Below are 14396 nucleotides of genomic sequence, written 5' to 3' on the forward strand. Positions count from 1 at the left end.
TGTCATGGGCAGTCGGTGCAAAATACTGCTCGATGCATAACATTTGCCGACCATATACACAGGAAGAGGTGTTTTATTTGGATACAAACTCAGAAAACAATCTGGATACACGGGGAGTCCCGATCATTGGCCTTACATCGGAGGAAGTAAGGGAACGGATCGACAATGGACAGACCAATCACACAGATATAAGTACGCAGAAGACTGTGGGGCAGATCGTCAAGTCCAATCTGCTCACATACTTCAATCTTATATTCCTCATACTTACGGTGCTGCTATGTATCGTTGGCTCATTCAGGAATCTGACTTTCCTGCCGGTCATCATAGGCAACACGGTTATAGGAATATTTCAGGAGCTGCGTGCCAAAAAGACTCTTGACAAGATGAGTATGTTAAATGCGCCGCATTCGATAGTTGTGAGAGACGGAGAACAGCAGCAGATACAATCAGAGGAACTGGTTAAGGACGATATCATCATTCTGTCGGCAGGCAATCAGATATGTGCTGACGCTACGGTGCTCAGCGGCAGTATATCGGTAAATGAAGCCCTGCTCACCGGTGAGTCGGATGAGATCAAGAAGAAATCAGGTGATCGACTCATGTCCGGAAGCTTTGTGGTGTCCGGACAGTGCTATGCCAAGCTTGACAAGGTGGGCAATGAGTCATACATATCACAGCTCACAGCCCAGGCGAAGGCCATGGGTGACGGCGAACAGTCAGAGATGATCAGGTACATCAACAAGCTTGTAAAATGGGTTGGAATCATCATCATACCAGTGGGAATCATATTGTTCTGCCAGGCGTATATCATGAATGGAGAGACATTCAAGAAGAGTGTTGTATCGATGGTTGCGGCGGTTCTCGGAATGATCCCTGAAGGACTTTATCTGCTCACAACTGTTGCGCTTGCGCTCAGCACAATAAGACTTGCGAAGAAACAAGTGTTACTGCATGACATGAAGAGTATAGAGACACTCGCGAGAGTCGATGTACTCTGTGTGGATAAGACCGGAACCATCACTGAGCCGGGTATGCAGGTTACAGAGCTGGTGATAAGCGGCAGATGCGGCGATGCCGAGATGGACAAGAGAGCATTTGCGCACTTGTTGGCGGATTACTCGGCGGTCATTGAGGACAACAATGCCACAATGGAGGCGATCAGAGCCTATGTGGCTAAGAATGAGATAGAGAAGGGCAGCAGGACACTGCTCAAGACACAGCCTTTCACATCGGCGAACAAATACAGTAAGGTGTCATTTGTCGAGGGAGACTATATGCTTGGTGCTCCGGAGTTTATAATGAAGGATAGGTATGAGGAGATATCCGAAGAGATAGAGGAGTACCAGAGCAAGGGATACAGAGTCCTTCTTATGGCGGAGTCAGGAGAGGATTCTATTGGTTCGGTAAGACCATTAGGAGGCATATCTCCTATTGGTTATATAGTGCTTTCAAATCCAATAAGGGAAAATGCAGAGAGCACATTTACATATTTCAAAGAGCAGGGCGTTGCCATAAAAGTCATATCCGGAGATAACCCTGCCACAGTATCAGAGGTGGCAAAGCGGGCAGGCATAGATGGAGCGGAGAACTATGTGGATGCTTCCACTTTGGCGTCTGAGAAGGATATAACTGAGGCTGTGGATAAATATACAGTATTTGGAAGAGTTACGCCTAAACAGAAGCAGCTCATAGTCAGGGCGCTCCAGAAACAGAAACACACGGTTGCCATGACTGGTGATGGTGTAAATGATATACTCGCAATGAAGGATGCTGATTGCAGTATTGCAATGGCATCTGGAAGTGAAGCGGCTGCGCAGGCGGCACAGACGGTGCTTCTGGATTCGGATTTCGGACGTATGCCATATGTGGTGTTTGAGGGAAGACAGGTGGTCAACAATATACAGAGATCAGCAAGCCTCTTCCTTGTTAAGAATATATTCTCACTGCTGATGGCCATATTCTCAGCGATATTTGCGATCACATATCCGCTGGAGCCATCACAGATATCGCTCATAAGCATGTTCACCATAGGATTGCCGGGATTCCTGCTGGCACTTGAGCCGAACAGGAATCGTATAGAGGGAAACTTTATGGTAAATGTCATGTTAAAAGCATTGCCTGCAGGACTCACGGATGTGTTGTCGGTCGGAGCACTTGTAATCTGCGGACAGGTCTTCAACCTCCCGAGTGAGGACATAGCCACAGCCGGCACAATGCTTCTTGCGGTTGTCGGATTCATGATAATAATCAAGATCAGCCATCCGTTCAACAAGATGAAGTATGGTGTACTTCTTATCAACATAATCGGACTGCTGTTCTGTGGCCTTTTCCTCGGCAGGCTGTTTGCCATAGAGTCGATATCCAACATATGTTTCCTGCTCATGGTTGTATTTGCATTTGCGGCGGAATCTATGTTCAGGTATTTGACATTGTTTGTTGAAAAGCTCAGCAGCTTCTTTGGAGACGAGAAGAACAGACGTAAGATCAGAAGAAAGATAAGGAAATATAACATTTTTAAGTAGAGAATTGTCGAAAAAAGAATATAATAAATATTAAGATATACTCATAAGAAGCAATATTGTTTTTTATGAGTATGTTTGTTTATAAGGATGATATGTACAACTTGGATAACAGGAGGTAAGCATGGCAAATTCAACTAAAAAAGCACTTGAGGTATCTCTGAAAAAGCTTCTTAAGGACAAGCCATTTGACAAGATAACAATAGCGGATCTCACCGGAGACTGCGGGATAAGCAGGATGACATTCTATTATCATTTTCAGGATATATATGAGCTTGCCGAGTGGGTGTGCATAGAGGATGGCAAGCAGGCACTGAAGGATAAGAAGACCTACGATACCTGGCAGGAGGGCATGATACAGGTGTTTGAGGCTGTGCTGGAGAACAAGCCATTTATCGCAAATATATACAGGTCGGTGGATAAGGCTAAGATAGAAAACTATCTGTATAAGCTGTCGTATCAGCTCATAGCGGATGTAGTAGAAGAGAAATGCGAAGGGGATAACCTCTCGGAGGCTGATAAGCAGTTCATAGCAGACTTTTACAAGTATGGATTTGTGGGGATTATGCTTGACTGGGTAGACAAGGGGATGAAGGACGATTATCATAAAATAGTGGAGCAGCTTAGCACCACGCTTCGTGGAAATATAGCAAATTCTATTCATAATTTTGAAATCGAGATGTAAAAGCAGAGGACGGATCAGGATAAAGAAATCTATTACTGTGAGGTATGCGGGGAGAGCGCTTATGAGTCAAACATCAGATATGAAAAAGAGATTGCCAGGGATAATATTGATAACGGGGGGAATCGTGCTGGTTGCGATGGTCATCCAGGCGGTCATACTCAGCTTTATCAATAACAGGAGTTTTGACAGGACCTCGCAGGTGCTGTTGGATCAGGTCAGCAATGTAATCGAGAAGAATAAGGCAAGTGAGGAAGATCTGATAGACTCCCTCAAGGAAGATTATATGGTCAGGGCTAAGGCTGTGGCGTATATAGTTGATGCAAAGCCTGAGGTGGCAAATGATGTGGAGGAGCTCCGCAAGATTGCTGCACTTATATCTGTTGATGAGGTGCATTTGTTTAATACGGATGGCGTGATATATGCTGGTACCAATCCCGAATATTTTGGATATAGCTTTGATTCCGGGGAGCAGATGGCGTATTTTAAGCCTATGCTGGATGATAAGAATCTCACCATGTGTCAGGATGTCACTCCGAACACATCAAAGGGTAAGAAGATGATGTATGCAATAACATGGAACGACGATGGAACCAAGATGATACAGGTTGGAATCGAGCCGAGAAGACTTCTGAATGAAGTAAAACAGAATGAGATATCCACGGTGGTTGCCAATATGCCTATGTATGATGGACTGAGTGTTGTAGTGGCAGATGGCGAATCGGGAGAAATATATGGATGTTCATATGAACCGGTAGTAGGGCTTACTCTTGATGAGATCGGCATTTCGGTGACTGATGATATGCTGCCGGACGATGAAGACAGTTTTACAGGCATAAGAAGGATTAATGGATTTAGAAACAGATGTGTATTCCGAAGATCCGGAGAGTATGTGATCGGGGTCATATATAGAATGGATGTGAATAGCCGGAGTAATATGGCAATCATGGTTATCATGGCACTGTATCTGTGTTTTGCCGCCGGCCTGGTGGTAAGCATGGTGATGAAGGTGATACATGCGAATCGGGAGAGAAATGAACAGCTGTCAATATTGACATCCATGTCGGGGATGTATTACAGCATGCATATGCTTGATCTTAGGCATGATACATTTGCCCTCTATACCGCAGGAGACCTGATACTTAGGGCTGGTGAGCGGGCAGCAGGGGCGAAGGAACTTATGAGGAAGATCGTTCATAAGGTGGTTGTGGATGAACATCAGGCAAGTGCCCAGGAATTCATGGATCTGGATAGTCTGGGGGACAGACTGATCAAGAAAAAGATTGTATCAGGTGAGTTCATGGTGAGGGATCTTGGATGGTTCAGACTGTCATTTATATCGATAGATGTTGACGAGGACGGACGCCCTTTAAAAGTCATATTTACCACCAGAAACATAGATGAAGATAAGAAACGGGAGCAGAAGCTGATAAGACGGTCTTATACAGATGAGCTCACAAAATGTTATAACAGGGGCGCATATATAGATGATGTCAGGGAGCTGCCGGGAGATTCTGTATATGTGTATGTGTCCATGGATGTAAATGGGCTTAAGCCAGTGAATGATACCCTGGGACATGCGGCTGGAGATGAACTGCTTCAGGGTGCTGCCAAGTGTATGGAGCAGTGTTTTGGAAACTATGGTAAGGTGTACAGGATGGGCGGTGATGAATTTGCAGCCATCATCTTTGTAAATACCAGGAGGCTGAAGAGAGTGCAGCAGGAGTTTGATGACGTTGTGCGTGGATGGTCTGGACAGCTGGTGAAATCCGTATCGATATCATGTGGCTATGTGTCAAGTGATGAGAAGGACTGGGAGTCATTTGACGAGATAGTAAAGGCTGCAGATGAGAGAATGTACGAGAATAAGGCGGCATATTACAGGCAGAAGGGTGTCGATAGAAGGTATCACTAGAGTACATATGCAATATAGAGTTATACAAAACGGGTGGAATGATAAAATTTTTATCATTCCACTTTTTTTGTAAATATGAAATAAAAATTGGGCAAGCTATTATAGAGGCATGAGATAAAGATAGACGGCAGACTGAAAGGAGAATTGCTTATGTCAAAGAAGAAATTGGGAATCGGGATAGCAGCGGTGGCAGCAGCCGGCGCAGGAGCAGCAGCTCTCACAGTTAAAAATCGTAATAAGGCAAAAGTTCAGAAGGAGAAGGCTGCGGCTGAACATGCTGAGTACCGCAATACGGAGCGCGGAAAGCATGAGAAGAACAGTAAGGGAATCTATTATACAAATGGAAACTATGAGGCATTTGCCAGACCGAGAAAGCCGGAGGGCGTGGATGACAAGAACGCATATATAGTGGGAAGTGGTCTTGCATCACTGGCAGCAGCTTGCTTCCTTGTACGTGACGGACAGATGCCGGGTTCACATATCCATATTCTTGAGGCCATGGATATAGCGGGCGGTGCGTGCGATGGAATATTTGATCCTGCCAGAGGCTACGTCATGAGAGGTGGACGTGAGATGGAGAACCATTTCGAGTGCCTGTGGGATCTGTTCAGAAGTATACCTTCCATAGAGACACCGGGGGTATCGGTTCTTGACGAGTATTACTGGCTGAACAAGGAGGATCCAAATTATTCACTGTGCAGAGCAACAGTGAACAGAGGCAAGGATGCCCACACAGATGGCAAATTCAATCTGAGCCAGAAGGGCTGTATGGAGATCATGAAGCTCTTCATGACAAAGGATGAGGATCTGTATGACAAGACAATAGAAGATGTATTCGATGATGAGGTATTTGATTCAACATTCTGGCTGTACTGGAGGACGATGTTCGCATTTGAGAATTGGCACAGCGCGCTGGAGATGAAACTTTACTTCCAGAGATTCATACATCACATCTCAGGACTTCCAGATTTCTCAGCACTCAAATTCACAAAGTACAACCAGTATGAGTCGCTGATCCTTCCGATGGTGAAGTATCTTGAGGCTGCGGGTGTGACATTCCAGTACAACACGGAGGTCACAAATGTTATATTTGACATGAGAGACGGCAAGAAGATAGCAAAGACCATCGAGTGCAGGGTAAACGGAGCTGAGAAGGGGATCCCGCTCACAGAGAACGACCTTGTATTTGTCACAAATGGAAGCTGTACGGAGGGAACTATCTACGGTGATCAGAATCATGCGCCAAATGGTGATGCAGAGGTGAGAACAAGCGGCTGCTGGAGTCTGTGGAAGAACATAGCTGCACAGGATCCTTCATTTGGACATCCTGAGAAGTTCTGCTCTGATATATCTAAGACAAACTGGGAGTCAGCCACAATAACAACGCTTGACGACAAGATCATCCCATATATCGTAGATATCTGCAAGCGTGATCCGAGAACAGGAAAGGTTGTCACGGGTGGTATAGTGAGCTGTCAGGATTCAAGCTGGCTGATGAGCTGGACCATCAACAGACAGGGACAGTTCAAGACCCAGGACAAGGATAAGGTGTGTGTATGGGTATATGGCCTGTTCACAGATGTTCCGGGCGATTATATCAAGAAGCCTATGAAGGACTGTACCGGTAAGGAGATCACGGAGGAGTGGCTCTATCATCTGGGTGTGCCAGAAGATGAGATCGAGGAACTGGCCACAAACAGCGCAGTCTGCGTGCCAACTATGATGCCATATATCACCGCGTTCTTCATGCCTAGAGCAAAGGGCGACAGACCAGATGTAATTCCGGACGGATGCACCAACTTTGCATTCCTCGGACAGTTCGCCGACACCCCTCGTGACACAGTGTTCACCACAGAGTATTCTGTCAGAACTGCCATGGAGGCTGTGTATGGACTTCTCGGCGTGGACAGAGGTGTTCCTGAGGTGTGGGGAAGTGTGTACGATATCCGTGAACTGCTGGACAGCAGTGTGAAGCTCATGGATGGCAAATCTCCGCTTGAGATAAATCTTGGACCTCTGAACAAGCTCAAGAGACCTATACTTAAGAAGATCCAGGGCACGGTGATTGAAAAGGTACTGAGAGACCACGATATTATAAAAGAGGGTATGCTGTAGGTTGAAGTTAATATAGAGTAATAAGAAAGTTCCATGTGTCTGCACGGTGCAGATGCATGGAACTTTTTATGTGGTGAAGACACTAAGAAATTGACTTTTTCAGTGTATAAAAATATACTTTTGGATATAAAAGATATGAGAGAGAAGTAAAGATGAATAAGATAGAGATAAACGACAAATGGATGCAGAAAACCAGTGTTGTGTGGCTCGGTGCCATGCTGTGCTGCCTGCTGTGGGGAAGTGCATTTCCGTGTATAAAGATAGGTTATGGACTGTGGAATATAGAGAGTGCGGATACATCGTCACAGATACTGTTCGCAGGTATGCGATTCGTGCTGGCGGGTATTCTTGCCGTGATATTTGGAAGTCTGCTGGAAGGAAGATTCATCAGGCCGGAGAAGGGCTGCGCCGGCAAGATAGCGTGGCTGGCGATGCTGCAGACAGTCATACAATACCTGTTCTTTTATATAGGTCTCGCACATACAAGCGGAGTCAAGGCGTCCATCATAGAGGCAGTAAATGTATTCGTTGCCATCATAGTGTCAGGATTCATATTCCATCAGGAAAATGTCACTGCAAAGAAGATGCTTGGCTGTCTGGTTGGATTTGCGGGAGTTGTACTTATAAACATGAATGGAATGAATTTCTATATGAGCTTGTCAGGTGAGGGTGCGATATTTCTGTCGACAGTGGCTTATGCATTTTCATCGGTGTTCCTGAAGCGATATTCGGTAAAACACAATCCGGTTATGCTCAGTGGCTACCAGTTTATAGTTGGCGGAATTATTCTGTCGGCTGCCGGTTTTGCCATGGGAGGCAGACTCAGCACCGTATCCACAGGTGGAGTTTTGATGCTCATATATCTGGCTCTTGTATCGGCGGTGGCATATTCTCTGTGGGGAATGCTGCTCAAGTATAATCCTATATCAAGGGTTGCAGTATTTGGATTTATGAATCCGGTGTTCGGCGTGATACTGTCGGCATGGCTGCTCCGCGAGGGCGCGCAGGCGCTTGGTCCGATAAGCCTGGTGTCGCTGGTTTTGGTGTGCGCAGGAATATACATAGTGAATAAGTAGGGACGTTCCTGGGAGGTTAATATGAAGATGACAACACTTTGTTACATAGAGAAAGATGGAAGATACCTGATGCTCCACAGGACAAAGAAGGAGAAGGATATTAATAAAGGCAAATGGATAGGCGTGGGTGGACATGCCGAGGAGGGCGAGAGTCCGGAGGACTGCCTTCTGAGGGAGATAAAGGAGGAGACGGGACTTACGCTTACATCGTATAGATTCAGAGGGCTGGTGACATTTATCAGCAATGAGTGTGAGAATGAGCTTATGTGCCTGTTCACCGCAGATGGATTTGATGGGGAAGTTCAGATATGCGATGAGGGGGATCTTCAATGGATAGATAAAGAAATCGTGCCAATACTTCCGACGTGGAGCGGGGATGCGATATTTCTGAAACTGCTGCTTGAAGGGGAGAAGAGATTTTTCTCACTCAAGCTCGTATATGAGGGAAGCGAGCTGGTGGAGCACAGGCTGGAATTTTATTGATAATGAATATGAGATATAGTGAAGGGGAATATAATCGCGAAAAACAGCACTGGGATTTATAGTGTCTTGCATGGGATGGGGAATAATTCCCCTTCTTGGAGATGATGTACATGTCATAAGTGTACCGAGAATTGTGCTTAGCCTATTTGGCATTATGGGAATAGTCGCTATGGTAAAGAGCGTGAAGGATTATATAGCGGTGAAGAATGGCAAAGCACCTGAAGTGCAAGATCGCGGCAGATCTTCGCAGTACCAGTATGAGGCAAATGCGCGTATGGCGATGTCCTGGGATGGAAATGGTGCAGTGGACAATCCGGTCACGGATTTCTACAGAGAACATAAAGAGGGCATAGACACGACCATAAGAACTGTACAAAAGGGAAGGAATATTGCGGGAAATATAGTCATGATCGCGGTAGGGGGGATGTTCACATTTTCAGCTCTGCTCATGATAGGTGGCAATATCTTAGTTCTCATGGCAAACAGGGATTCAGGCACGGTATCTTTGTCGGCTTATATAATGCCAATCGTGATGGAGGGAATATTTCTGGCAGTTGGAATATTTGTGATAGTAAAAGGAGTAAAAGGTTTGCTTGGAAAGTGATTCGTGACAAAAGGAACGTCCCCACAAGAATGGAGGATTATATATGACTTACAAAAAGAATGTTTCAAATATGGTGATTGCCATTGTGTGTGTCGTTTTGTTTGTTGTGACTGCGTTTTATTGTGTGCCGAGATTCTCGCTGCTTTCATCGAATGCATTGCCGGCAACGGTTGCGAGTGATGACAAGCATGGGACAAGCGGCTATGCAATATTGAAAGTAGATGGAGCCAGAGAGGATGGAGGAACGATATTCTTCCACTATTATTATCCCGGAAACAAGTCACATCTAAAACAGGATGAAAAGGTGCTGGTAAGTGGGAACATCACGTTTATGGATGAATCGACAGAACAGGGAGTGAATGCAGACCTGATTATCGGAACAAAGACACCGGTGCTTATATGTTTGATTTTATCCTTGCTGGGGTTGGTTGGCGCAATCTGCCTGTTGCCATCAGCAATTCGCAATTTCCGTAGTAAACCATGGAGTCGTGATGAGGAGATAGAAACGAAGAGCAAATCGGTGAATGCATTCTATACGGCTGAGATTTTGGCACTTGTAGTTGCTTTGATTTTCTTTGTGGCGGGTATGACGCAGGTTGTCGGATATGCCTGCGCGAAGAATCATACAACAGGAACTGTAACATATCAAAGTTCTCGGCTGAGCTCCAATCATGTCAAGGTATATAGCGGAAATGATGTCAGAAATTACAAATCACTTTATGGGAAAGGCATTCGGTCAACTTATACGGTGCTGCAGATTAAGGCGGATTCACCGGTCAATGGTGCCAATGTGTTCTGGTATGAGGGAAATTGCAGTATTCTGGGCAGTAAGAATGTTTATATTGGCTATAATGATAATTCCATGTCAGTCTTATCACAGTTTGAACTGGTGATGACGCTCATAAGCGGTGCATTTTTATTATTCCATGCAGTTTCAGCACGGTTGCTCAGTAAGAAAAATCCATATGGCGGGAAGCTTTTCTGGTTTTTTAAATAATGTAGAATTGTGCGATAGAAGTCCGGGAACACTCGGACTTCTTCTTATTTTGATAGAATCGACATGTGTGGCTATTAAAAACGTAACAAATCTACTACCAGTAATGGAAAAATGTGATATCACAGCGATACAAGGCCGGAAAAAATGCAAAGACAAAGCCGACAAGGTCGGAAAAAGTGCTGAAACAATGCTAGAATAGACCATAAAAAATGTGGTATACTATCAGAGAAAGGACGGTGTGATAATGTTTCGATTTGCAATGAATGATCTGTTACAGTGGAAAGGGAAGAAAAATAGAAAACCTTTAATTATAATGGGAGCCAGACAGGTGGGAAAGACCTGGTTGATGAAGGAATTTGGAAAGAACTGTTATGAGAAAACAGCATACATTTCTTTTTATAACAACCAACGTATGAATGCGGTTTTTGAAAATGATTTTGATATTGAACGAATCATAATGAATTTAAATATTGAGTCAGGAGTAACAATTACTCCAGGGAATACATTGATTATTCTTGATGAGATCCAGAACACACCAAAAGCTTTAGAATCCTTGAAATATTTCTGCGAAGAAGCACCAGAATACCATATTATAGCAGCAGGGTCACTGCTGGGAGTGGCAATTCATGAGGGAGTGTCGTATCCGGTTGGTAAAGTTGATTTGTTGGATCTATATCCGCTTAACTTTAGAGAGTTTTTATATGCTATGGGCGAGAAAAAACTGGCAGATGAATTAAAGATAAAAGACTATTCCATTATTGATAATTTTTCTGACAAATACCTTTTCTGGTTAAAAAACTATTATTACACGGGAGGAATGCCTGCGGTAGTTGATGCTTTTCGACTAGACAAAGATTATACAGAAGTAAGGCAGATTCAAAGCGATATATTAAGACAGTATGAAGGGGATTTTGGAAAGCATATTGAAAGCAGGGTGCTTCCAAGAATCAGAATGGTGTGGAATTCTATCCCAATGCAGTTGGCAAAAGAAAACAAAAAATTCTTTTTTGGTCAGATAAAAAAGGGGGCTCGTAGCAGCGAGTTTGAAATAGCAATTCAATGGCTGCTTGACTGTGGACTGATTTATAAAGTTAATCGTGTAAATGAACCTCATATGCCTCTAAAAGCATATCAAAGCATGAATGCGTATAAATTGTTTATGCTGGATGTCGGATTGTTGGGGGCATTAAGTGAGTTGCCAGCGACATCCATATTGGAAGGAAATGATATTTTTATAGAATTTAAGGGTGCGCTTACAGAGCAATATGTGTTGCAGCAGTTGATTTCAGATACGCCGTACACACCATATTACTATGGGACAGAAAAAGCTACGTTTGAACAGGATTTTTTGATCCAAAAAGAGGCTGCAATTATACCTATTGAAGTAAAGGCAGAAACGAATATAAGGTCGCAGAGTCTAAAAGCATATTGCGATAAATTCCATCCTGAGAAAGCTGTACGTTTTTCAACTCTAAAGTATATGGATCAGGAATGGATGGTAAATATACCACTATATGCGGTATGTAATTTGTAAATTTTGGTTTGAAGGAGTGACAATATATGAAGTATTTATATTTGCATGGACTAGGGCAAAAACCAGACAGTTGGAATAGAGTAATAAAAGAAACGAAGGTATCGGAAAGTAGTGTCAAATTTAGTTTGGCAGAGATGTTAGAAGGAAAATCTGCTACATATAAGGAATTATATTCGGCATTCTCATCAGAATGTGACAAGGTGAACGATGAAATTGTCTTATGTGGGCTTTCTCTAGGCGCTGTTTTGGCACTTAATTATGCGATAGACCACCCAGATAAAGTAAAGTCGCTCGTATTAATTGCAGCACAGTATAAAATGCCTCAAAAATTATTGAAAGTTCAGAATATGTTGTTTCATCTTATGCCGAATTCGGCATTCAGTAAAATGGGTTTCAAAAAAGCGGATGTTATCAGCCTGTGCGGGACGATGGCTGAATTGGATTTCAGTGACTCCCTGCATAAGGTGTCTTGTCCGGTATTGCTCATTTGTGGGGAAAGGGACACTGCAAACAAAAAAATTTCAAAAGAACTTTGCCAATATTTGAACAACGCCTGTTTCCATGAACTTGCGAAAACAGGTCATGAAGCAAACATAGAAGCTCCGGAAGAGTTGGCGATCGTGTTGCAGAGATTTTATGATAATATCAGATAAAATTCAGTGGTGCGCCCAGACAAGGGCATGTGGTGATGTGAATTTATGGAGGAAGATATGGATTGGTTAAATATATTCGGACTGATAATGATTGCAGTTATTATGATACCCAATATTATTTTTGCAGTTAGATGCAAAGAGGGATTTCAAAACAAATGGAGCAATAAATATGTTGAGGTTGTAGAACAGATAGGAAGGTTTGGCTGCTTTGGTTTTATGATAATTAACATTCCTGGAACATGGTTCGGGTGGTGGTCTGACGAAGCATTTGCCATATACCTTATTGTGGACGCGATATTAGTAGTGTTGTATTGTGCAATTTGGATAATTTGCTTTAAGAAGAGCAGCATATTCAGAGCACTGGCGCTATCTGTTATTCCCTCAGTTTTGTTCTTGTTTAGTGGAATTATGAGCAGATCAATTCTGTTGCTTATCGCAGCAATATTGTTTGCGCCAAGCCATATTCTGCTTTCGTATAAGAACGCAAAATGATATTGGTCAACTTCAAGTTTGATGGACTGGTGATACACGGAAAATACTATTAGAGCAGGTAACAGGCAGGTGGTCATATAACAGACGGCCTGCCGTTTTTGGTGTTTATATTATATATGAATGTGGACTCCCCTAGAAGATATTTTGGCGTATGTTAACCCAAAAATCTTTTAGACGATTGCATAGTATCATGTTGTTGGAGATAATAGAAGATATTTAGGGATACAATAACCGAAATATCTTTTGGGAGAAAATGTCATGGTAAAAGAAATTAAAAGAGATTACTATTTAGAACAACTTATAAATCGTGAAGGAAATGGTCTGGTTAAAATTGTAACAGGAATAAGAAGAATTGCGACGTGTTTGTAACGGGAAGTAATGCAAAGTTTTTATCCAGAGATATAGCTACTGAATTTGGCGGCAGAGGGGATGAGGTTCATATGTACCCTTTGAGCTTTTCGGAATTTATGAGTTGCTATGATGGATAAATAGTAGGTGAAGTATGAAAAAGAAATATATAATAATATGTATGTTATTTATTATATTGATTGTTTCTGGATATCCTTATGTTAAAGCGGAAGTATTGACGCTAAAATATGGAACAGAATTTGATTTAGAGAGCTTTGAAATGATTGAAGATATTTCATATTGCAAGGTGTTAGAGTATGACAAACAAAAAGCTAAAGTGCTTTATGTATGTAAAGGTGAACTTTCCTTTTTAGTAACATATCAAAAAAATAGTGACTGGAAGGTTGAAACTTGGGAGAGTATTTGGTCAAAATCAGGAAGTGCGGATAGTTTCAGGTGGTTATTATATCATTGACCTCATCGGTGCCACCGTGAAATATGTTTTATTAGCTTTCATTATGTTAATAGTTGAATTTGCTTTTTGTAAGCAATTATGCAAAAGGTAAATGATATAATCAATTAGGTTATTGGATTTGTATAGGACAATATACTAAAGTAGGGGCAAGATTTATCGTTTAATCAATCATTTGTTGCAAAAATCAGAAGCATTTCAATCAGTTCACCATGTCGCTTTTATTTTGTGTTATACTGTTTTGTATAATTTTCTTGGTCTCCGCTGCCGCTCTTCGTTCCACTACGGTCGGTTCAGAGCAGATGTCCACTGGACATCTTGTGTCCTTGTATTTGCCCTTATCAGAGTTCGTAAACACTGATGGGATGATATAACATAAGGGAAAGCTCACCTGCGATAAATCCAGTGTTTTCAAGGACTTGCTGAGAATTTAATAACAAAATATAACAGTTATTAAATCCCTTAATAAAATGTACCCTATAGATTAGACAGTATGAGTTTTTAAA

At 42.7% G+C, this 14396-nt stretch carries 12 protein-coding genes and 1 pseudogene; all 13 read left to right on the forward strand.

Translation table 11 applies throughout. The features are described 5' to 3' along the window. Positions 1-32 precede the first annotated feature (32 nt). The 13 genes and pseudogenes from DWW60_RS09985 to DWW60_RS10050 all read left to right on the forward strand — a co-directional run bounded on the left by DWW60_RS09985 (position 33) and on the right by DWW60_RS10050 (position 13893). Positions 33-2522, forward strand: a complete 2490-nt coding sequence (locus tag DWW60_RS09985; RefSeq protein ID WP_199414457.1) for a cation-translocating P-type ATPase — start codon at positions 33-35, stop codon at positions 2520-2522. 121 nt (positions 2523-2643) lie between these two features. Next, on the forward strand, positions 2644-3204 hold the full coding sequence (locus DWW60_RS09990) for a TetR/AcrR family transcriptional regulator (RefSeq protein ID WP_117550511.1): 561 nt from the start codon (positions 2644-2646) through the stop codon (positions 3202-3204). A 61-nt stretch (positions 3205-3265) separates the two neighbouring features. Next, positions 3266-5116: a GGDEF domain-containing protein gene (locus DWW60_RS09995; protein ID WP_117875285.1), complete on the forward strand. Its 1851-nt coding sequence runs from the start codon at positions 3266-3268 to the stop codon at positions 5114-5116. Between the two features lie 150 nt (positions 5117-5266). Next, positions 5267-7231, forward strand: coding sequence for an oleate hydratase (locus DWW60_RS10000; RefSeq protein ID WP_117875286.1), 1965 nt, complete (start codon positions 5267-5269; stop codon positions 7229-7231). A gap of 152 nt (positions 7232-7383) precedes the next feature. Continuing rightward, on the forward strand, positions 7384-8307 hold the full coding sequence (locus DWW60_RS10005; RefSeq protein ID WP_117875287.1) for a DMT family transporter: 924 nt from the start codon (positions 7384-7386) through the stop codon (positions 8305-8307). Between the two features lie 21 nt (positions 8308-8328). Further along, positions 8329-8790, forward strand: coding sequence for an NUDIX hydrolase (locus DWW60_RS10010; RefSeq protein ID WP_117875288.1), 462 nt, complete (start codon positions 8329-8331; stop codon positions 8788-8790). Between the two features lie 169 nt (positions 8791-8959). Further along, positions 8960-9394, forward strand: a complete 435-nt coding sequence (locus DWW60_RS10015; RefSeq protein WP_117875289.1) for a hypothetical protein — start codon at positions 8960-8962, stop codon at positions 9392-9394. Between the two features lie 43 nt (positions 9395-9437). Then, positions 9438-10391, forward strand: coding sequence for a hypothetical protein (locus DWW60_RS10020; protein ID WP_117875290.1), 954 nt, complete (start codon positions 9438-9440; stop codon positions 10389-10391). Positions 10392-10635: 244 nt separating this feature from the next. Then, on the forward strand, positions 10636-11925 hold the full coding sequence (locus tag DWW60_RS10030; RefSeq protein ID WP_117875292.1) for an ATP-binding protein: 1290 nt from the start codon (positions 10636-10638) through the stop codon (positions 11923-11925). Positions 11926-11951: 26 nt separating this feature from the next. Continuing rightward, positions 11952-12578: an alpha/beta fold hydrolase gene (locus DWW60_RS10035; RefSeq protein WP_117875293.1), complete on the forward strand. Its 627-nt coding sequence runs from the start codon at positions 11952-11954 to the stop codon at positions 12576-12578. Positions 12579-12635: 57 nt separating this feature from the next. Continuing rightward, a complete protein-coding gene (locus DWW60_RS10040) occupies positions 12636-13070 on the forward strand; it encodes a hypothetical protein (protein WP_243002946.1) in 435 nt (144 codons plus the stop codon). 350 nt (positions 13071-13420) lie between these two features. After that, positions 13421-13555 (forward strand): annotated as a pseudogene (locus DWW60_RS14110) (AAA family ATPase); the annotation flags it as partial. A gap of 17 nt (positions 13556-13572) precedes the next feature. After that, positions 13573-13893, forward strand: a complete 321-nt coding sequence (locus DWW60_RS10050) for a hypothetical protein (protein ID WP_004853459.1) — start codon at positions 13573-13575, stop codon at positions 13891-13893. The last annotated feature ends 503 nt before the right edge of the window (positions 13894-14396 follow it).

Source organism: Coprococcus sp. AF16-22 (assembly GCF_003461545.1).
GTDB lineage: Bacteria > Bacillota > Clostridia > Lachnospirales > Lachnospiraceae > Coprococcus > Coprococcus aceti.